Raw genomic sequence first — 19,126 nt, 5'->3', positions numbered from 1 at the left:
GTCATGACCATGATTTTCGGAATACCGATGCAGGCGCTGTTCGGGCAGTTGCTGATCGGCCTGATCAACGGCTCGTTCTATGCGCTCCTGAGCCTCGGGCTCGCCGTCATCTTCGGCCTGCTTCGGGTGATCAACTTCGCCCACGGCGCGCAGTACATGCTCGGCGCCTTCGTCGCCTTCCTGCTCCTGCAGTATGCGGGTATCGGCTACTGGGCGGCGCTCATCGTCGCGCCCGTCATCGTCGGGCTGCTCGGTGCGGTCATCGAGCGCACCATGCTGAGCCGGCTCTACAATCTCGATCCGCTCTACGGCCTGCTCTTCACCTTCGGCCTGGCGCTGACGATCGAGGGAACGTTCCGCTATCTCTACGGCGCCTCCGGCCAGCCCTATGCGCCGCCGCCGCTGCTTTCGGGCGGTACCAATCTCGGCTTCATGTTCCTGCCGAACTATCGCGGCTGGGTGGTCGTCGTCTCGCTGCTCGCCTGCCTCGGCACCTGGCTCCTGATCGAGAAGACCAAGCTCGGCTCCTACCTGCGGGCGGCGACCGAGAACCCGGTGCTGGTCCAGGCCTTCGGCGTCAACGTGCCGCTGCTTTTGACCTTCACCTATGCGCTCGGCGCCGGCCTTGCCGCCTTCGCCGGCGTGCTGGCTGCACCGGTCTACCAGGTGTCGCCGCTGATGGGCACCAACCTCATCATCGTCGTTTTCGCCGTGGTCGTCGTCGGCGGCATGGGCTCGATCATGGGCGCGATCCTGACCGGCTACATGCTCGGCATCGCCGAGGGGCTGACCAAGGTCTTCTATCCGGAAGCCTCGAACATCGTTATCTTTGTAATCATGGCGATCGTACTTCTGCTGCGGCCCGCCGGCCTCTTCGGAAGGGATGCGTGACATGGCGGAGCTTTCGGAGAAAATGGCGACCAACGTTCAGACGGAACGGAATGCCTCCGCGGTCCAGATCGGCTTGCTGGTCGTGGCGGTCGGCTGCCTCGCCGCAGCGCCGCTGTTCCTCTACCCGATCTTCCTGATGAAGCTCCTGTGCTTCGCGCTGTTCGCCTGTGCCTTCAACCTGCTGCTCGGCTATACGGGGTTGCTCTCCTTCGGCCACGCCACCTTCTTCGGCGGGGCGGCCTACTTCACCGCCCATGCGGTGAAGGAGTGGGGCGTCACCCCCGAGATCGGCATCCTGATCGGCGTCGCGGGCGCATCATTGCTCGGCCTCGTGGTCGGGTTCTTCGCCATCCGCCGGCAGGGCATCTACTTTGCCATGATCACGCTGGCGCTCGGGCAGATGTTCTATTTCTTCTGCCTGCAGGCCGGGTTCACCCACGGCGAGGACGGCATCCAGTCGGTGCCGCGCGGGCATCTGTTCGGCGTGATCGACCTGAACCAGCCGACCAACATGTACTACTTCGTGCTGGCCGTCTTCCTGATCGGGATCGCGATCATCTGGCGCTTCATCAACTCGCCCTTCGGCATGATCCTGAAATCGATCCGCGAGAACGAGCAGCGCGCGATCTCGCTCGGCTACTCGGTTCGCAACTACAAGCTCGGCGCCTTCGTCATGTCGGCGGCGCTGACGGGCCTGGCCGGCGGCGTCAAGGCGCTGGTGTTCCAGTTCGCCACGCTCACCGATGTCGGCTGGCAGATGTCGGGCGAGGTGATCCTGATGACGCTGCTCGGCGGCATCGGCACGCTGATCGGTCCGATCGTCGGCGCCGGGCTGGTGGTGACGCTGCAGAACTACCTGGCGACGTCCGACTTCCCGGTCACGATCATCACCGGCATCGTCTTCATGGCCTGCGTGCTGCTCTTCCGCCGCGGTATCGTCGGCGAATTCTACGCCTCGAAGCTGGGCAAGAAGCTCGGCTTCTAGAACCATCGGGTCGCGCCTGGCACGCATCCGGGCGCGACGCAAGACCTGCGCCGGTGCCTCCGGCGCAGGACGGCAGGGTGCCGGAGGCCGGTTCCCACCACAGCAAGGAACGGAGAAACCGGCCTGCGAGCCCATGCGGCTTGCGGGAGAGGTCTCGCTCGGAGTTCGACATGGAACAGTTCGACTACATCGTCGTGGGCGCCGGCAGCGCCGGCTGCGTTCTGGCCAACCGGTTGTCGGCGGATCGCGCCAATCGCGTGTTGCTGCTGGAGGCCGGCGGAAGCGACAATTATCACTGGATCCACATCCCGGTCGGCTATCTCTACTGCATCAACAACCCGCGCACCGACTGGTGCTTTTCCACCGAGAAGGAAGCCGGGCTCAACGGCAGGGCGCTGAACTATCCGCGCGGCAAGGTGCTCGGCGGCTGCTCCTCGATCAACGGCATGATCTATATGCGCGGCCAGTCGCGCGACTACGACCTGTGGCGCCAGCTCGGCTGCACCGGCTGGGGCTGGGACGACGTGCTGCCGTTCTTCCGGAAATCGGAAGACTTCTACAAGGGGACGAGCGACCAGCACGGCGAAGGCGGCGAGTGGCGCGTGGAGAAGGCGCGCGTGCGCTGGGCCGTGCTCGACGCCTTCCAGAAGGCGGCCAGCGAGGCCGGCATTCCCGAGACCGAGGATTTCAACCGCGGCGACAACGAAGGCTCCGGCTATTTCGACGTCAACCAGCGCTCGGGCGTCCGCTGGAACACATCGAAGGCCTTCCTCAAGCCGGCGCGCAACCGACCGAACCTGACCGTGCTGACCAAGGCGCAGGCTCGCCGCCTGATCGTCGAAAACGGCGAGGTCAGAGGCGTCGAGTTCCAGCACGAGGGCGTCGCGAAGAGGGCGTATGCCGCGCGCGAGACCGTGCTTGCCGCCGGCGCGATCGGCTCCCCGCACCTGCTTGAGCTCTCCGGCATCGGCCGTGGCGACGTCCTCAAGAACGCCGGCATCGAGGTCGTCAAGGAGGTGACCGGCGTCGGCGAGAACCTGCAAGACCACCTGCAGCTTCGGCTCATCTACAAGGTCACCGGCGTGCCGACGTTGAACGAGAAGGCGAGCACGCTGTTCGGCAAGGCGTCGATCGGTCTCGAGTATCTCCTGAGGCGGTCCGGCCCGATGGCGATGGCGCCGAGCCAGCTCGGCATCTTCACCCGCTCGGGATCGGACAGGGAGACGCCGGACCTGCAGTATCACATCCAGCCGGTGTCGCTGGAAAAGTTCGGCGAGGGCGTCCATCCCTTCCCGGCGATGACCGCGAGCGTGTGCAACCTGCGTCCCGACAGCCGCGGTTCGGTGCATGTCAAGGGTCCCGACTTTGCGCTGCAGCCGCAGATCCGCCCCAACTACCTCAGCGAGCAGAGCGACCGGGACGTGGCCGTCAAGGCCATCCGCCTGACCCGTCGCATTGTCGAGCAACCCGCCTTCGCGCGCTTCAAGCCGGTGGAGTACAAGCCGGGGCCCTCCTTCGAGAGCGATGCGGACCTCGAAAAGGCCGCGGGCGACATCGGCACGACGATCTTCCATCCGACCGGCACCTGCCGGATGGGCGGCGATCCGGAAAGCGTCGTCGATCCGCAACTGAAGCTGCGAGCGCTGGGCCGGCTGCGCATCGCCGATGCCTCGGTCATGCCCCGCATCACCTCCGGCAACACCAATTCGCCGACGATCATGATCGCGGAAAAGGCCGCCGCCATGATCCTGGCGGAGCGGTAACCACAAATTCGCAGGCGGCAATGCAGGCCGGTCGCGCACCGCCTGCGCCGCAATCAGCCACATCGCATGAGGACAGTCAGCATGGCACAGGTCGCATTCATCGGATTGGGCAACATGGGCGGCCCGATGGCCGCAAATCTCGTCAAGGCGGGCCACGGGGTCGCCGGGTTCGACCTTTCGCAAGCCTCGCTCGCAGCCGCCGCACAAGCCGGCGTCGACACGTTTGCCACCCTGGCCGAGGCCGTGAACGGAGCGGAGGCCGTGATCACCATGCTGCCGAAAGGCGAGCACGTCGTTGCCGTCTGGGAAAATCTCGCAGGCCTGGTTCCCGCCGGAACGCTCCTGATCGACTGCTCGACGGTGGATGTGGAAAGCGCGCGCAAGGCACATTCCATTGCGCAGACGGTCGAGTGCGTCTCACTGGACGCTCCGGTTTCCGGCGGCACGGGCGGGGCTGCGGCCGGCACGCTCACCTTCATGGCCGGCGGCACCGACAGGGCATTCGCCCGCGCCAGACCGTTTCTGGAGACGATGGGCAAAAGGATCGTCCATTGCGGAGCAGACGGCGCCGGCCAGGCGGCGAAGATCTGCAACAACATGATCCTCGGCATCTCGATGATCGCCGTCGGCGAGGCCTTCGCGCTGGGGGAGAAGCTCGGCCTGTCGCACCAGGCGCTGTTCGACGTGGCTTCCACGTCTTCCGGCCAGTGCTGGTCGCTGACATCCTATTGCCCGGTCCCCGGCCCGGTCCCCGCCTCGCCCGCCAACAATGGCTACAAGCCCGGTTTCGCCGCGGCCCTGATGCTGAAGGACCTGAAGCTCTCGCAGGAAGCCGCCGCCGCCAGCGGCGCCTCGACCCCGCTGGGCGCCGCCGCCGCGGCGCTCTACGAGACCTTCGAGAACACGGGAAGCGGCGCGCGCGACTTTTCCGCCATCATCGAAATGCTGCGCGGATCACGCTGACCTTCATCGCTCCGGTTTGGTGTCGGTTTCAAGGTGAACCAATGGCGCCCTGCAGGGTGCATATCGAGATCCTCCTCGCCCAGGCGGTCTGGACAACGCATCTCAATAAGCGCTCTCATAGGCAGCGCAGATCTCCGCCTGGGTCTTGCCGGCCAGATAGGCGATCTCGCCTTCCTTGTGCTTTACATAGACGTCGGCGAAGCCTTCCGGGAACCACCCGCACACCGTTGCATTGTTCCTGAAGCGCTCGAGCGCCGCTTCCAGCGTCTGCGGCAGGCGGACATAGCCGCGGGCAGCAAGGGCCCTTGTGTCCAGCAGCGACAGGTCCTCCTGCGTCGCTTCCGGCACCGGCAGCCCCTCCTCGATGCCCTGCACGCCGGCATGAACGATCGCGGCGAGGGCCAGGTGCGGGTTTGCGGCGCCGTCGGCAGCGCGGAACTCGAAATTGAACTGGTCGGCACAGGCGATGTCGCTGATGTCGGAGACGGGGCAGATGCGGACCGAAGCCTCGCGATCGCGGAAGCCGAGATTGTTGAAGGCGGCGCTCCAGCGATGCGGGGTGAGACGCAGGTAGGAGACGACGCTTGGCGCGGTGACGGCGATGATCGAATCGAGGTATTTCAGGATGCCGGCGACGAATTTTCCCGCAGCGTCCGAAAGTCCATGCTGGCCGTTCGGATCGTAGGTGACGGCCTTGCCCGTCGAATCCAGCATGCTCATGTGCACGTGCACGCCATTGCCCACGCCGGCCGGATCGCGGATCGGCGTGAAGGTAGGTTCATAGCCGAGTTCGCGGGCGACGAGGCCGACGAGTTCGCGGGTGATCAGCGAATGGTCCGCAATCGTGACGCCCTTCTGCGGCCCCATCGTCACTTCGAACTGGCCGGCGCCGAATTCCTTCAGGATCGTGTCGGGCGTCACGCCCGCTTCCCGCATTGCCGCGATGATCGCCTCGCAGAAGTGCCGCTCCTCCTGGAAGCCGCCGAGCGTGAAGGCCTTGCCGACCTCGGAGACGAGGTGCTTGATCTGGAACTCGTGCTCGAACGCGCCGTAGAGCGTGACGCCCGCCACCCTTTGCAGGCGTTCAAGGGCCGCCTCGAGGATGGAGCGCGTGCAGAACTCCCATGGCCGACCGTCAGTATAGCGGATATTGCCAAGCACAAAATTCTCGTTCGGCGCTCCCTCCTCGCTTTCGATGCTGACGCGGGTCGCGGGATCGGGGATGAGCACGAGATCGCCGAGCGAGCCGAAGGGGCTTTCGGCGATATTGTCGAAGCAGGTGATCTGCACATTGGTCGGCGTCCAGCCGACGCCGCGCTTCAGGCGCTTGTCCATCTGCGTCAGCGGAAAGGCCTTGCCGCGCACCTTGCCCGAAAGGTCGCCGCAGCAGGCGACCATCATTTCCTCACGTTTCATCGGCGTCCCCGTTGATCCTGTCCTGGTCGTAGCCCGGCATCTCGAAGCGGATGCCGTCCCAATCGTTGATGCGCTTTTGCGTCGCTTCCCAATCGGCCTCGGAGACACGCACGATCAGTGCCTCGACGAGCGCCATGGCGGCGGCCACCGTATCCCAGGCCGTGCCGGCGTCGATCGGCAGCGCGACGATGTGATCGGCACTGCGGGCGGCCGGCGACATCCACTTGTCGGTCACGACGACGATCGTCGCGCCGCGCCTCTCGGCGATCGTCTCGGCAAGGCGCGCGAGGCTGAGCTGGTAGCGCCGGAAGTCGAACAGGAGCACGACATCCTTCCTGCGCATGCGCAGCACGTGCTCCGGCCAGAATTCCGGATTGTCGGCCATGTGGTAGATGCCGCTGCGGATCTGCCTCAGATGGATCGACAGAAAAGAGGCGACATTGTCGCTGACGCGTCCGCCGAGCAGGAAGATGTTACGGGCTGGATCGGCGAGGAGGTCTGCCAGGATGTCGAATTGCGCCTGTGAGACCGTCGCCGTCATTTCCTGCATGACGGCGGAAACGCGCGCCACATATTCCGACAGGAATTCGGAATGGCCGACCGGCTTCTGGCTGGACTTGAGGTCGAGCGGCGAGCGCTGGCCTTCCTTCAGTTCGGCGATCAATTGGCGCTGCAGGTCCTGGAAGCCGCCGCAGCCGATCTTGCTGACGAAACGGGTGATGGAGGGGGCGCTGACGCCGGTCTTGGCAGCCAGCTCCTGGATGTTTTCGAGGCCCGTGAAGGGATAGTCGGCCAGGATGGCGTTGGCGATCTTGCGCTCGCTGGCGGTCAGCGACGCCGCAGCCTCGCGGATCCTCGTTCGGACCGTCGCCGGTGATTTCCCATCGCTCATTGGCGTTCGTTCCCCTGGTTGACCGGATATTTGCGCCATGAAAAAAATTAGTCAAACGGAAATATCGGATTGACTATGATTGAAAAATTTCTTTGACTGATCGCCATCGAAGCCCGCGCCGCCGGCCCGCGCCGGACCGCTTGACGGATCCCTTTCATGCTCAGGTTCGCCGATCGCGAGACGACCAGATTGCTGCAGGCGGGCGACCCGGATCCCGTGGAGCGGATCAATCCCGCCGGTGCCTCCGGCATCTTCCTCACCTGCGAGCATGCCGGCCGCGCCGTGCCTGCAGCGCTTGGCGATCTGGGCGTGTCACCCGCCGATATGGACCGGCACATCGCCTATGACGTCGGCGCCGAAGGCGTCGCCCGGGGCCTTTCCGAGCGTCTCGACGCTGCGCTCGTCCTTCAGCGCTACAGTCGCCTCGTCATCGATTGCAACCGCCCGCTCGAGGCGCAGGACTGCGTTGTCCGGGAGAGCGACGGCACTGTGGTCCCGGCGAATGCGGATGTGTCCGATCGCGAGCGGCGGAGCCGGTTCGTGGAGATCCACCAGCCGCTGCACGAGGCGATCGCCGTCGCGCTCGACCAGCGGCGGGCGGCCGGCAGACCGTCCCTTCTCGTCTCGGTGCACAGCTTCACGCCGATCATGCGCGCGTCGGGTGCCGTGCGCGATTTCGAACTCGGCCTTCTCTACAACCACGACGCCCGCCTTGCCGAACGGCTGGCGGAGATGTTCCGGGCGGCCAATCCCGGTGTCGCCGTGAAGCTCAACGCGCCGTACCATGTCGACGACGTCTCCGACTTCACGATCCCGGTGCATGGCGAGCGTCGCGGCATTCCGCACGTGCTCGTGGAAGTGCGCAACGACCTTATCAACGACGCCCGCGGGCAACAGGAATGGGCGGACCGCCTCGCCGGCCCTCTCCGGCTTGCGGCAAAGAGCTTCGAAGGAAACGCCTGATGGCCGCTGACCATCTGACCACCCGCGACGTGCCGCTCGATCCGGCCGCCTCCGCCATCCTCTTCATCGACGTGCAGAATTTTTCCGTGCGCCGCGAGGGTGGGGAGTTCAAGGACGTTTCCGACGCGGAGATCGCGGGTAAGTACGGATACTACTTCAAGCGCATCCACGAGGTGGCGATCCCGAACATGCAGCGCCTGCTCGACGGCTTCCGCAAGGCCGGCATCGAGGTGCTGCACACGACGATCGAGAGCCTGACCAGGGACGGCCGCGACCGCAGCCTCGACTACAAGATCACCGGCTTCAACGTGCCGAAGGGCTCCTGGGACGGCAAGGTGATCGACGAACTGGAGCCGCTGGAAGACGAGATCGTCTTCCCGAAGAGTTCGTCCAGCGTCTTCGTCTCCACCCATATCGACTATATCCTGCGCAATCTCGGGGTAAAACAACTCGTGCTGTGTGGACTTCTGACCGACCAGTGCGTGGAATCGGCGGTGCGGGATGCCTGCGACCTCAACTATCTCGTGACGCTCGTGCCGGATGCTTGCGGCACCTATTCCGAGGAGCGGCACAACACCTCGCTCAGCGCGATCAAGGGCTATTGCCGGCAGGTCTCGACCGACGATCTCCTGAAGGAAATCGGGCAGTAGGGCTGCCCGGCACGAACCAACGGGACGGAAACAAGGAGCATTTCAAGGCGGGCCGCAGAACAAGACAAAAAGGCCGGACCGCTCATCCATCTAACGCCGAACGGCATCACTAAGGGGAACGACCATGAGAAAGACTTCCAAACTGCTTCTGGCTGCGGGCCTCGCGCTCGCCTCCTCCACGGCCTTTGCCGATGACGAGAAGATCGTGATCGGCGGCGCGCTCTCGATGACGGGCATCCAGGCCCCGCTCGACACGCCCGGCTACAACGGCGCCCAGGTTGCCGTGAAATTTCTCAACGACAATGGCGGGGTGCTCGGCAAGCAGGTCGAGTTCATCAATATCGACGGCAAGTCCGATCCGGTGACGGTCGGCAACGTCGCCGTCGAACTGATCGACAAGGGCGCACAGGTCATCGTGGCGCCCTGCGACTTCGACTTCGGCTCTCCGGCAAGCCGCGAGGCACAGTCGGCCGATATCGTCGGCATCTCGACCTGCGCTTCGGACCCGCTCTATTCCTCCTGGTCGCTCGGCGACAAGCAGTTCACGCTCTCCATGTGGAACACCACGATGGGTGCGACGGCGGCCGACTTCGCGGTGAAGGAAAAGGGCTGGAAGACGGCCTATGTCGTCACCGACCAGTTCATCGCCTACACCAAGTCGCTGTCGAAATATTTCGTCGAGCAGTTCAAGGCGGATGGCGGCGAGATCCTGCTGGAAGACACCTACACGAACGGCGACAACAACTTCTCCGCCCAGCTCGCGCGTCTCCAGGCGCTCGGCAAGAAGCCGGACGTGATCTTCGTCTCGTCCTATGGCCAGGATATCGGCATGATCATCCGCGCCCTGCGCGAGGTCGGCTACGATGCGCCCGTTCTCGGCGGCGATGCCTACGACGACCCGGCCATGCATGAGACGCTCGGCGAGAAATTTGGCAACGACGTCTATTTCGTCACGCATACCTGGATGGGTCCGGAGGCCCACCCGGACATGCCCAAATTCATCGAACTCTACACCGCCATGCACGGCAAGGCGCCTGACACGTCGTTCGTCTCGACCGGCTGGGACACGATCATGCTGATTGCCGAGGCGATCAAGGCAGCCGGCTCGACCGACGGCGCGGCCGTGGCGAAGGCGCTGGAAGACGGCCAGTTCAAGCTTCTGACCGGTGAGCTCGACTACGGCACCGCGGAAGAGGGCCATGTGCCGAACAAGGCGGCGGCCGTGATCGAACTCAAGGGCGGCAAGCCGAGCTTCGTCGGATGGCGCAAGCCGGAATCCCTTCCGAAGCCCTGATCGGGCATCTCGGGCTGACGGCGCTCATGACCCTTTGAATCGGGACCGATTTGAAGACAGGATGACGCGCGAAGCAAATGCTCCATCGCCACGTCGTTGGTGGCGATGGAGCGCCGACCTATCACCTTCGGAACAGCCATGCCTGAAACGCGTCTCGCGGTAAACGACGTATCGGTGGAATTCACCGGCATCCGCGCCCTCGACCATGTGTCGCTCTCCCTCTCGACCGGGGAAGTCGTCGGCCTCATCGGACCGAACGGCTCCGGCAAGACGACGCTCATCAACGCCATCACCGGCCAGGTGAAGCTCTCGACCGGCACGATCACTGCCGGCGATACGATGCTGTCCGGCCTCTCGCCGCGCCAGATCGCGCTGGCCGGCGTCAGCCGCTCCTTCCAGATCGTGCGCCTCTTCAACGCGATGACGGTGCTGGAGAACGTCGAGGCCGCCGCGCTGGCGAAAGGGGCGTCGCGTGCCGTGGCCACCGGGCGTGCGAAGAACCTTCTGGTCGAACTCGGTCTTTCGGCCAAGGCGGACGAACTGGGCGAAAGCCTCAGCTACGGCGATAAACGCCGTGTCGAAATCGCCCGGGCGCTCGCCGCCGAACCGCGCTTCCTGCTGCTCGACGAGCCGGCCGCCGGCATGAACGACGCGGAAACGGAAACCTTGCTGCACACGCTGTCCGAGCTGCCGAAGACGCGTGGTCTCGGCCTTCTCATCATCGACCACGACATGGGCCTCATCATGCGCCTCTGCCACCGGCTGCACGTGCTCGCCTCCGGCCGCACCATCGCGGAAGGCGACGCCGCCCATGTGCGCGGCCATCCGGCCGTCATCGAGGCCTATCTCGGCAAGGGGGCGGCGGCCCATGCTTGAGATCACCGGCCTCTCCATCAATTACGGTGCGATCCGCGCCGTGCGCGGCGTCAGCTTCTCCGTCGGCAAGGGCGAACTGGTGAGCCTGCTCGGCGCGAACGGCGCGGGCAAGTCCTCGACCATCAAGTGCATCGCCGGCGCACTGAAGGCGGCCGAAGGCTCGATCTTGCTCGAAGGCCGGGACATCACTGCGGCCAATCCCGAACAGGTCATCCGCGCCGGCCTTGCCACCGTGCCGGAAACCCGCGACGTCTTCCCGGACCTGACGGTCGCCGAAAACCTCATGCTCGGCGCCTATATCCATCGCCGCGACCAGGTCGGAAACCGGCAGAACCTCGAAAAGCTGCACACGCTCTTTCCGCGGCTTGCCGAACGTTCGAGCCAGCCGGCCGGCACGCTGTCGGGCGGCGAACAGCAGATGCTCGTCATCGCCCGCGCGCTGATGGCAAGGCCGAGCGTCCTTCTCCTCGACGAGCCCTCGCTCGGTCTTGCGCCCGCCATCGTCGAGCGCATCTTCGAGATGATCGAGACGCTGAAGAAATCCGGCCTCACCATCCTGCTCGTCGAGCAGAACGTCAACCAGGCGCTCTCCGTCGCCGACCGTGCCTATGTCATGCGGCTCGGCACGATCGTCGCCTCCGGCACGGCCGAAGAGATCCGCTCGACCAGCGATCTCAGCGCGCATTATCTGGGAGGCTGACCCCATGGCTTTCGCGATCCAGTTCGTCATCGACGTCCTCAGCCTCGGCGGCGCCTATGCGCTGATGGCGCTCGGCCTCGTCATCATCTACGGCATCCTGCGCCTCGTGAACTTCGCCTATGGCGAACTCATCATGGTCGCCGGCTACACCATGTACCTTTCCAGCGGCTCAAGCCTGCCCTGGCTCGTCATGGCCGTTCTCGCCGTCGGCATGGCAGTGCTCTTCGGCATCCTCACCGACTACGCCGCCTTCCGCCCGGTGCGCGCAAAATCGGTGACGGCGGTGCTGATCACCTCCTTCGCCTTCTCCAATCTCCTGCAGAACGCAGCTCTGCTCTTCATCTCGCCGCGCCCGCGCAACGTGCCGCTGCCGGAGATCTTCTCGCAGACCGTCTCGATCGGCGGCGCGATCACGCCGGTGCGCAACCTCATCACCATCGCCGCCTCCATCGTGCTCCTTGCCGCCGTCGCCTTTCTGATGCGCAAGACGACGCTCGGCATCGCCATGCGTGCGGCTGCGACCAACTTCACCATGGCCCGCATGCTCGGCGTGCCGGCGAACCTCATCATCTCGTCCGCCTTCGCGCTGTCGGGTTTCCTCGCCGGCGTCGTCGGCATCCTGTGGATCGGGCGCATCGGCACCGTCGTGCCGGGCATCGGCCTGGAGCCGCTGCTCGTCGCCTTCATCGCCACCGTGATCGGCGGCATGCGGAGCCTGCCCGGCGCCGTCGTCGGCGGTTTCCTGCTGGCGCTCATCGATACGACGCTCAACTACACCCTGTCGCAGGACCTCCTGAAGTTTCGCGATGCCTTCACCTTCAGCCTCGTCATCCTGATCCTGCTCTGGCGCCCGGAGGGCCTCATCAAGGGTCCGGCGAGCGGACAACGGACCTGAGGAGCGCGCCCATGAAACACGCCTATCTCACCGCCCTCATCCTCATCGCCGTCGTCGCCGCGCTCGCCGTCGGAAGCCAGTTGCTCGGCATCCGCCTCTACGACCGTATTGCCACCAATCTGCTGATCTCGCTGGTGCTCGTCGTCGGCCTGCAGACCTTCATGGGCAATTCGGGGCTGCTGTCCTTCGCCCATATCGGCTTCATGGGGCTCGGGGCCTATACATCCGCCGTATTGACCATTCCGGCGCAGATGAAGGGCATGGCGCTGCCGGACCTCTATGAGTTCATGACGGTCCTGGAGGTCTCGCCGCTTCTGGCCATGCTGGCGGCGGGCGTCGTGGCCGCGCTCGTGGCGGCCGTCGTCGCCTATCCGCTGATGCGGCTGTCGGATGCCGCAGCCGTCATCACTTCCTTCGCGCTGCTGGTCGTCCTCTATACCGTGATGAACAACTGGAGCGCCCTCACCAACGGCCCGCGCACGCTCTTCGGCCTGCCGAAGACGACGGACATGCCTATCGCAGCTGTCGTTGCGGCCATCGTGATCGTCATTGCGCTCCTCTTCAAGGAATCGCGTACCGGCAAGCTCCTGCGCGCCTCCCGCGAGGACGAAGTGGCGGCCGCGGCGCTCGGCGCGAACATCCCGCATCTGCGCTGGCGCGCCTTCATCCTCGCCGCCTTCATCGCCGGCGTCGGCGGGGCGCTGTGGGGGCATTTCATCACCTCGTTTGCGCCGAAGGCCTTCTATCTGAAGGAGACCTTCCTCATCATCACCATGCTGGTGATCGGCGGGGCGAATACGGTGACCGGCGCCGTCGCAGGCACCATCCTCGTCACCTTCGCCTATGAGGGCCTGCGCGGCACCGAAGGCGCGCTGAACGCCACCGCCATCGGCGCCGGCCAGGTCGTCGGCCTCACCGAGATCGTGCTGGCGCTCGCCATGATCGCCGTGATGATCGTCAAGCCCGGCGGTCTGTTCCCCAACCGCGAGATCGGCCACATCCTCACCCGCACCCGCCGCAAGAAGGAGATAGTTTCGTGAGCTGGAAGACCGCCTACCGTTCCTTCTACTACGCCAATGCAGAGGCGCCGGACGACATCGTCCTCGATCCGGAAACCACGGCGCTGCTCGTCATCGATATCCAGAACACCTATCTCGACCCGAAGGACACAGCAGAGGAAACCGCCCGCTGGCAGCCCTTCTACGAGCGCATGCGCAAAACGGTGATCCCGAACACGGCGCGTCTGATCGAGGAATGCCGCAAGCGCAAGGTGGAGGTCATCTTCGCCCGCATCGCCTGCCTGAAGCCGGACGGGCGCGACCGGTCGCTGAGCCAGAAGAAGCCGGGCTTCAACTACCTGCTTTTGCCGAAGGAACTGCCGGAGGGCCAGGTGGTGCCCGAGCTCGAGCCGCGCGCCGACGAGATCGTCATCACCAAGACGACCGACAGCGCCCTGACCGGGACGAACCTCCGCCTCATCCTTCACAACATGGGCATCAAGGACGTCATCTGCTGCGGCATCTTCACCGACCAGTGCGTCTCTTCCACCGTGCGCAGCCTCGCTGACGAGAGTTTCGGGGTGGTGGTGGTGGACGATTGCGGTGCGGCGGCAACGGACGAGCTGCACAGGCGGGAACTGGAGATCATCAACATGATCTATTGCCATGTCGTCCAGCTCGACGAGGTTCTGACCTTCTTCAAGTAGCGAGGATCGCCCATGTCCGGCCTTTACGCCCGCGAAAGCCTATCGGTCTCGAAAATGGCGCATCTGCGGTTCTTTCCGCAGGCGGCCGTCGGCGGCAGCGGCGCGTATCTGACCGGCGACGACGGGCGAAGGCTCCTCGATTTCGCCGCCTCCTGGGGGGCGGCGAGCCTCGGCCATTCGCATGCCGCCATCCGCGAGGCGGTGAACCGCGCGCTCTCCGACCAGGCGGGCGCCAGCTATCTCTCCTCCGCGAATGAGCCCTGCGTACTGCTTGCCGAAAAGCTGCTGTCCCTCGTGCCGGAGCGCGCCCGCGGCCGCGTCTGGTTCGGCCATTCCGGCTCGGACGCCAACGAGACCGTTGCCCGCATGGTTGTCGCCGCCACCGGCCGGCCACGCATCCTCGCCTTCCATGGCGCCTATCACGGCGGCACCGTCGGCTCCATGGCCGTCTCCGGCCATCCGGCGCAACAGGGTACGCGGGCCGCCGGCCTGACGCTCGTGCCCTATCCGAACAGCTACGCCGCCGGCAGCCCCGAGGCGGCGAAGGATGCGGCCCTCGCCGATCTGGAGAACCTCTTCGAGACGGAGGTTCCGCCGCGGGAGGTCGCCGCCTTCTTCATCGAGCCGATCCAGTCGGACGGCGGCATGCTGGTGCCGCCGGATGGGTTTTTCGAGGCAGTGGAAGCCCTCTGCCGCCAGCACGGCATCCTCATCGTCTCGGACGAGGTGAAGGTCGGCCTCGGCCGCAGCGGGCGCTTCAACGCCTTCGAGCATTGCGGCATCGAGCCTGACATCGTCGTCTTCGGCAAGGGCCTCGGCGGCGGCCTGCCGATCTCCGCGGTGGTCGGGCCGGAGGCGGTCATGAACCACGCCGTCGCCTTCTCGCTGCAAACCGTGCACGGCAACCCCGTCTGCGCGGCTGCAGCCCTCGCTGTCCTGCAGACCATCGAGCGCGACCACCTCGTCGCTAATGCAGAGAGGACCGGACACGTGCTGCGCACGGCGCTCGACCGGCTTTCGCTGCGCCATCCCCTGATCGGAAACGTGCGGGGCCGCGGCCTCGCCGTCGGTGTTGAGCTTGTGGCGGATCATTCCAGCCGCAAGCCGGCCGCCCGCCAGGCGGCCCTCACCGTCTACCGCGCCTTCCAGCTCGGCCTTGTGCTCTACTACGTCGGCATCAATTCCAACGTGCTGGAATTCACGCCGCCGCTGACATTGACGGAAAGCCAGGCCCTCGAGGGAGCCGCCATCCTCGACGAGGCCCTCGCCGATGTCGCCGGGGGACGGGTCGACGAGAGCCTGCTCGCGGACTTTGCGGGCTGGTGACGCTCGCTTTGGTCCGGCGGCCACCAATAGTCCGCCGAAGCACCCACACGCTCTTTATGCTATGAATTCGCAGCCTGCGTCACGGAGTGCCTTGTCGACCCATTCGCGGTTGACCGTACCGGCTTCCGTCTCGGCCATCTGCTTCGTTTCGGCCTCGTGTTTCTTGGCTGCTGCCTTGAAGATGCCCGCAGCATCCGCCCTCGGCACGCAGACGACGCCGTCGAGGTCGCCGAGGATCAGGTCGCCTGGTTCGATCACCGTGCCGTTGATCGCGATTGGCAGTCCGATCTCGCCAGGTCCGGTGCGATAGGGGCCGCGATGGGTCACGCCGCAGGCAAAGACCGGGACATTGCGCTCCAGGAAGGCTTCCGCGTCGCGGATGGCACCATTCATGACGAAACCGGCAACGCCACGACGGATCGCATGCGCGAGCATCAGCTCGCCCATCAGTGAATTCGTCGTTTCGCCGGCAGCGTCGATGACGATCACGTCGCCGGGTTGTGCCATGTCGATGGCCTTGTGCAGCATCAAGTTGTCGCCGGGGCGGCTTCGGACCGTCAGCGCCGGGCCGGCGAGATTGCCTGACCTGTGCATCGGCCTGAGGCCGGCGCCAAGCGCGCAAATGCGCGACATGGAATCGCTGACATTCGCGACCGGGAGGCTGCGGAAAGCCTCCACCTGCGCCGATTCGATACGATCCCAGTTCAGTCTGACACGAAATCCGTAAGTCATGGAAACCTCAGGCAGAAAGTTCGGTTGGACGGGCAATCGAGCGTTCATCCGGCGCATTGCCGTCGAGAACGCTGATGATGTGCTGAGCGGCGATGACTGCCATCGCATCAGCGGAACCGTAGGTCACACCACCGATATGTGGTGTTGCGATCAGCGTGCCGAGCGCCCAGAGCGGACTGTCGGTCGGCGGCGGCTCGGTGGAAAAGCTGTCGAGTGCGGCTCCTGCCACCGTGCCTGCGGCCAACGCTTCGGCAAGCGCCGTCTCGTTGATGATGCCGCCGCGTGCCGTGTTCACCAGCACCGCGGACTTCTTCATCAGACCAAGGCGGCGGGCATCGATCAGATCGCGGGTTGCCGACGTCAGCGGGCAATGGATACTCAGCACGTCGAGCGCGGGCAGCATGGCGTCGATGTCATCTGCCGAGGCAAAACCGTCGGCTTCTGCTGCACCGGACGCGAAAGGATCGTGGACGACGACCTCCATGCCCAGCGCTTCCGCCATGCGGGCCGTCTCCCGGCCGATCCCGCCATAGCCGACGAGGCCGATCGTGGCCCCCAGGAAGTCCTTGCCGGTGAAGGTCGGCTTCGGCCATTCGCCGCTTTTCACCGCCCGGTCGAGCGGCAGCACGTCCTTTATCAGGCTGAGCGCCAGGGCAATCGTGTGTTCGGCGACCGCGCGGGAGTTCGAGCCCATCGCCCGCAGTACCGGAATGCCGAGCCTGGCGGCGGCCGCGATATCGACATTGTCGACGCCGACGCCATGCTTGGCGATGACCTTGAGGTTGGGCGAAGCCGCGATGACCTCCTGGTTGATGCGGCCCTGGCGGACCATCAGTCCGTCGATCTTCAGGTCGGCTGCGCGTTTCGCCACGACCTCGGACGGATCGTAGGGCGGCGAGAAGAACACGTCGATGTCATGCTCGTTCAACAACCGGATCGCCTTTTCGGCAATCTTGTTGTGGCTCACGAGGATGCGGCGACCACGCGTGCCGTGCCTGGTCCCCTGGATGACGTCATGGGTCATGAAGTGACCCCTCCCTTCTCAAATCGCGCTAGTAGGTTTTGGGCGCGCGTCACGATCGGCGCATCGACGAACCTGCCGTCCAGCATGAAGGCCCCTCGTCCGGCAGCGGCTTCCTGCTCGCCAGCCGCAACAACCTTCCGCGCCCAGGAAAGCTCCTCCGGGGTCGGAGCGAAACATTCATTGAGAATCGGCACGACGGACGGATGGATGCAGGTTGCTCCGTCGAAACCGAAATCACGCGCTTCCAGAGCGGCCGCCCGAAGCGCTTCCTTGTCGGCGAAATCGACCGTGGTTCTCAGCATGCCGAAAGACAACACGCCGGCTTCCTTGGCGGCATAGTGGATCATCAGCTTGGGATAACGCAGCACCTCCGGCGTGGGCTTCGCCCCCATCGCCGTCGCCAGATCCTCGCCGCCGGATGTCAGCGCAAATACACGCGGACCATGGGCGATGGCGCGAACCTCGAACAGGCCCTTCATGTCCTCAATCAGCGGCACGAAGCCGATGGGTGCCCGATCTCTTTCATGAGGCAGCAGGCTTTCGGCCAGGCGGGCGAGAATATCCGCGCTATCGACTTTCGGGATGTAGAGCCCGTCCGCGCCGGCGATGGTCGCCGCTACGGCATCGTCGACAAGACGTTCCGACTGGTTGACGCGCACGAAAACCTGGCAGCCGCTCTGCCGGATTGCCGGCACCCATTTCGCAAGTCCCTCGCGAGCCTCGGTCTTGGCGGTTTCCGGTACGGCGTCTTCCAGATCGACGATGACGACATCGGCTCCGCGCTGTCCCGCCTTTTCCAGGAAGCGAGGCGCATTGCCCGGTACATAGAGAAGTGACGAGATCATTCGTCGCCCTCCAGGTCATCGGGCGTCAAGCCGACTTCCGCCAGGATTGCCACGGTCTGCGCGCCGACATCAGGCGCCGGATGGCGGAAGACGCCGGGCGTTGCAGAAAAGCGCGGAAAGATGTTGTGCTGGGGAATGCTGCCGAGATCGGCGTCCTCGACTTCGACGACGATTTCCCGCTCGGCAAAATGCCGGTCGGTGCTGATATCGGCGATGTCATAGACAGGGCCGACGGTCGCACCGGCAGCACGCATGGCTGAAAGGGCTTCGTCGCGGGTGCGGGTGACAAACCACGCCCCAAGCGCCGCATCAACCAGTTCGCGATGCTTGACGCGTTCGACATTGGTCGAAAACCGTGGATCGTCCTTCATGTCCGGCCGACCGACAATGTCGAAGATCCGCATCGCGATCACCTGGGTCGACCCGGAGAGCGCGACATATTTTCCGTCGCTGCAGAGATAGACATTGCGCGGCGAAACCGTGTTGGAACCGGAGCCGGACCTCTGCTTGACCTTGCCGGTGACATGATAGATCGATGCTTCCGGCCCGAGGGATGCAAAGATCGGCTCCAGCAGCGACAGGTCTATCACCTGGCCCTTGGCATCGCCGCGTTCACGGGCAAACAGTGCCATCATCACCGCATTGGCGCCGGTCAGACCCGAGATCATGTCGGCCAGCGCCAGTGGCGGCAGCACAGGTTCGCGATCCGGGAAACCGGTGCGCGAGGCAAAGCCGCTCATCGCCTCGACCAGCGTGCCGAAGCCCGGCAGCCTGGCATAAGGCCCGGTCTGGCCGAAACCGGAAATCCGCACGATGACAAGCCGCGGGTTGAGCTCCAACAGGCTGTCCGGCGAAAGGCCCATTTCCTCGAGTGTGCCCGGGCGGAAATTCTCGATGAAGACATCCGCCTTTTCGAGTAGTTTCTTCAGGGCCGCCAACGCCTTCGGCCGGCGCAGGTTCAGCGCGATCGAGCGCTTGTTTCGGCCATAGGTCTTCCAGTGCAGGGAATGGCCGTTGTCACGCCATTCCCTGAGGGCGTCGCCCTGTGGGGGCTCGACCTTGATGACATCGGCCCCGAAGTCACCGAGCTGCAGGGACAGCATGTTGCCGGCCACCACGCGGCTCAGGTCAACGACGCGGATGCCATGCAGCGGGCCTTTCTGTTCCGGTTGGAAGCGAACGGTTCTCTTCTGCTCTGCCATGGGT

General features: G+C 64.9%; 19 protein-coding genes. 13 read left to right on the top strand and 6 right to left on the bottom strand.

Annotation, left to right across the window (positions count from 1 at the left end; genetic code table 11):
* The first annotated feature begins 3 nt into the window (after positions 1–3).
* The 4 genes from LQK81_RS11530 to mmsB all read left to right on the top strand — a co-directional run bounded on the left by LQK81_RS11530 (position 4) and on the right by mmsB (position 4,602).
* Positions 4–891, top strand: a complete 888-nt coding sequence (locus LQK81_RS11530; RefSeq protein ID WP_230806419.1) for a branched-chain amino acid ABC transporter permease — start codon at positions 4–6, stop codon at positions 889–891.
* A 1-nt stretch (position 892) separates the two neighbouring features.
* Positions 893–1,876 (top strand): branched-chain amino acid ABC transporter permease, encoded by a 984-nt coding sequence (locus LQK81_RS11525; RefSeq protein WP_230806418.1) that lies wholly within the window; start codon positions 893–895, stop codon positions 1,874–1,876.
* Between the two features lie 170 nt (positions 1,877–2,046).
* The gene (locus tag LQK81_RS11520) at positions 2,047–3,639 is read left to right on the top strand and encodes a GMC family oxidoreductase (protein ID WP_230806417.1); all 1,593 of its coding nucleotides are present in this window, start codon (positions 2,047–2,049) and stop codon (positions 3,637–3,639) included.
* An 81-nt stretch (positions 3,640–3,720) separates the two neighbouring features.
* Positions 3,721–4,602 (top strand): 3-hydroxyisobutyrate dehydrogenase, encoded by an 882-nt coding sequence (gene mmsB / locus LQK81_RS11515; RefSeq protein WP_230806416.1) that lies wholly within the window; start codon positions 3,721–3,723, stop codon positions 4,600–4,602.
* Positions 4,603–4,704: 102 nt separating this feature from the next.
* Here the strand turns inward: mmsB and LQK81_RS11510 are convergent, their stop codons facing one another.
* Both LQK81_RS11510 and LQK81_RS11505 read right to left on the bottom strand, forming a co-directional pair.
* On the bottom strand, positions 4,705–6,018 hold the full coding sequence (locus tag LQK81_RS11510; protein ID WP_230806415.1) for a glutamine synthetase family protein: 1,314 nt from the start codon (positions 6,016–6,018) through the stop codon (positions 4,705–4,707).
* Positions 6,008–6,910: a MurR/RpiR family transcriptional regulator gene (locus LQK81_RS11505; protein WP_230806414.1), complete on the bottom strand. Its 903-nt coding sequence runs from the start codon at positions 6,908–6,910 to the stop codon at positions 6,008–6,010. Before LQK81_RS11505 ends, LQK81_RS11510 begins: the two co-directional genes overlap by 11 nt.
* A gap of 156 nt (positions 6,911–7,066) precedes the next feature.
* On the opposite strand from LQK81_RS11505, the gene LQK81_RS11500 reads away from it, so the two are divergent.
* The 9 genes from LQK81_RS11500 to LQK81_RS11460 all read left to right on the top strand — a co-directional run bounded on the left by LQK81_RS11500 (position 7,067) and on the right by LQK81_RS11460 (position 15,319).
* Entirely contained in the window at positions 7,067–7,873 is an 807-nt protein-coding gene (locus LQK81_RS11500; protein WP_230806413.1) for an N-formylglutamate amidohydrolase, read from the top strand.
* The gene (locus LQK81_RS11495) at positions 7,873–8,523 is read left to right on the top strand and encodes an isochorismatase family cysteine hydrolase (protein WP_230806412.1); all 651 of its coding nucleotides are present in this window, start codon (positions 7,873–7,875) and stop codon (positions 8,521–8,523) included. Before LQK81_RS11500 ends, LQK81_RS11495 begins: the two co-directional genes overlap by 1 nt.
* Before the next feature lie 124 nt (positions 8,524–8,647).
* On the top strand, positions 8,648–9,817 hold the full coding sequence (locus LQK81_RS11490) for an ABC transporter substrate-binding protein (RefSeq protein ID WP_230806411.1): 1,170 nt from the start codon (positions 8,648–8,650) through the stop codon (positions 9,815–9,817).
* A gap of 138 nt (positions 9,818–9,955) precedes the next feature.
* Positions 9,956–10,693, top strand: a complete 738-nt coding sequence (locus LQK81_RS11485; protein ID WP_230806410.1) for an ABC transporter ATP-binding protein — start codon at positions 9,956–9,958, stop codon at positions 10,691–10,693.
* Complete coding sequence (locus LQK81_RS11480; RefSeq protein ID WP_230806409.1) at positions 10,686–11,393, top strand: ABC transporter ATP-binding protein; 708 nt, start codon at positions 10,686–10,688, stop codon at positions 11,391–11,393. Before LQK81_RS11485 ends, LQK81_RS11480 begins: the two co-directional genes overlap by 8 nt.
* A gap of 4 nt (positions 11,394–11,397) precedes the next feature.
* Positions 11,398–12,288, top strand: coding sequence for a branched-chain amino acid ABC transporter permease (locus LQK81_RS11475; protein WP_230806408.1), 891 nt, complete (start codon positions 11,398–11,400; stop codon positions 12,286–12,288).
* Positions 12,289–12,299: 11 nt separating this feature from the next.
* Positions 12,300–13,328, top strand: coding sequence for a branched-chain amino acid ABC transporter permease (locus tag LQK81_RS11470; protein WP_230806407.1), 1,029 nt, complete (start codon positions 12,300–12,302; stop codon positions 13,326–13,328).
* Entirely contained in the window at positions 13,325–13,993 is a 669-nt protein-coding gene (locus LQK81_RS11465; RefSeq protein ID WP_230806406.1) for a cysteine hydrolase family protein, read from the top strand. Before LQK81_RS11470 ends, LQK81_RS11465 begins: the two co-directional genes overlap by 4 nt.
* 12 nt (positions 13,994–14,005) lie before the next feature.
* The gene (locus LQK81_RS11460; protein WP_230806405.1) at positions 14,006–15,319 is read left to right on the top strand and encodes an aspartate aminotransferase family protein; all 1,314 of its coding nucleotides are present in this window, start codon (positions 14,006–14,008) and stop codon (positions 15,317–15,319) included.
* A gap of 54 nt (positions 15,320–15,373) precedes the next feature.
* Here LQK81_RS11460 and LQK81_RS11455 read toward each other — a convergent pair whose 3' ends face one another.
* Genes LQK81_RS11455 through LQK81_RS11440 form a run of 4 tightly spaced genes read right to left on the bottom strand, consistent with a single transcriptional unit; the run spans position 15,374 to position 19,122 of the window.
* Entirely contained in the window at positions 15,374–16,051 is a 678-nt protein-coding gene (locus LQK81_RS11455; RefSeq protein WP_230806404.1) for an RraA family protein, read from the bottom strand.
* A 7-nt stretch (positions 16,052–16,058) separates the two neighbouring features.
* On the bottom strand, positions 16,059–17,075 hold the full coding sequence (locus LQK81_RS11450) for a hydroxyacid dehydrogenase (protein WP_230806403.1): 1,017 nt from the start codon (positions 17,073–17,075) through the stop codon (positions 16,059–16,061).
* Positions 17,072–17,920: an HpcH/HpaI aldolase/citrate lyase family protein gene (locus LQK81_RS11445; protein WP_230806402.1), complete on the bottom strand. Its 849-nt coding sequence runs from the start codon at positions 17,918–17,920 to the stop codon at positions 17,072–17,074. Before LQK81_RS11445 ends, LQK81_RS11450 begins: the two co-directional genes overlap by 4 nt.
* Positions 17,917–19,122, bottom strand: coding sequence for a CaiB/BaiF CoA transferase family protein (locus LQK81_RS11440; protein WP_230806401.1), 1,206 nt, complete (start codon positions 19,120–19,122; stop codon positions 17,917–17,919). The genes LQK81_RS11445 and LQK81_RS11440 overlap by 4 nt, the downstream gene beginning before the upstream one ends.
* Between the last annotated feature and the right edge of the window lie 4 nt (positions 19,123–19,126).

It is taken from the genome of Rhizobium sp. GN54, from assembly GCF_021026345.1.
GTDB lineage: Bacteria > Pseudomonadota > Alphaproteobacteria > Rhizobiales > Rhizobiaceae > Mycoplana.
Note: the sequence above shows the minus strand (reverse complement) of the source record. Positions and strands in the feature narration are given on the sequence as shown.

Bases quoted from the DNA above. Each gene is read 5' to 3' on its own strand.
- LQK81_RS11455 (WP_230806404.1), bottom strand. From the start codon at position 16,051: ATGACTTACGGATTTCGTGTCAGACTGAACTGGGATCGTATCGAATCG.
- LQK81_RS11495 (WP_230806412.1), top strand. From the start codon at position 7,873: ATGGCCGCTGACCATCTGACCACCCGCGACGTGCCGCTCGATCCGGCC.
- LQK81_RS11505 (WP_230806414.1), bottom strand. From the start codon at position 6,910: ATGAGCGATGGGAAATCACCGGCGACGGTCCGAACGAGGATCCGCGAG.
- LQK81_RS11445 (WP_230806402.1), bottom strand. From the start codon at position 17,920: ATGATCTCGTCACTTCTCTATGTACCGGGCAATGCGCCTCGCTTCCTG.
- LQK81_RS11510 (WP_230806415.1), bottom strand. From the start codon at position 6,018: ATGAAACGTGAGGAAATGATGGTCGCCTGCTGCGGCGACCTTTCGGGC.
- LQK81_RS11500 (WP_230806413.1), top strand. From the start codon at position 7,067: ATGCTCAGGTTCGCCGATCGCGAGACGACCAGATTGCTGCAGGCGGGC.
- LQK81_RS11450 (WP_230806403.1), bottom strand. From the start codon at position 17,075: ATGACCCATGACGTCATCCAGGGGACCAGGCACGGCACGCGTGGTCGC.
- LQK81_RS11460 (WP_230806405.1), top strand. From the start codon at position 14,006: ATGTCCGGCCTTTACGCCCGCGAAAGCCTATCGGTCTCGAAAATGGCG.
- LQK81_RS11470 (WP_230806407.1), top strand. From the start codon at position 12,300: ATGAAACACGCCTATCTCACCGCCCTCATCCTCATCGCCGTCGTCGCC.
- LQK81_RS11485 (WP_230806410.1), top strand. From the start codon at position 9,956: ATGCCTGAAACGCGTCTCGCGGTAAACGACGTATCGGTGGAATTCACC.
- LQK81_RS11480 (WP_230806409.1), top strand. From the start codon at position 10,686: ATGCTTGAGATCACCGGCCTCTCCATCAATTACGGTGCGATCCGCGCC.
- LQK81_RS11525 (WP_230806418.1), top strand. From the start codon at position 893: ATGGCGGAGCTTTCGGAGAAAATGGCGACCAACGTTCAGACGGAACGG.
- LQK81_RS11520 (WP_230806417.1), top strand. From the start codon at position 2,047: ATGGAACAGTTCGACTACATCGTCGTGGGCGCCGGCAGCGCCGGCTGC.
- mmsB (WP_230806416.1), top strand. From the start codon at position 3,721: ATGGCACAGGTCGCATTCATCGGATTGGGCAACATGGGCGGCCCGATG.
- LQK81_RS11530 (WP_230806419.1), top strand. From the start codon at position 4: ATGACCATGATTTTCGGAATACCGATGCAGGCGCTGTTCGGGCAGTTG.
- LQK81_RS11490 (WP_230806411.1), top strand. From the start codon at position 8,648: ATGAGAAAGACTTCCAAACTGCTTCTGGCTGCGGGCCTCGCGCTCGCC.
- LQK81_RS11440 (WP_230806401.1), bottom strand. From the start codon at position 19,122: ATGGCAGAGCAGAAGAGAACCGTTCGCTTCCAACCGGAACAGAAAGGC.
- LQK81_RS11475 (WP_230806408.1), top strand. From the start codon at position 11,398: ATGGCTTTCGCGATCCAGTTCGTCATCGACGTCCTCAGCCTCGGCGGC.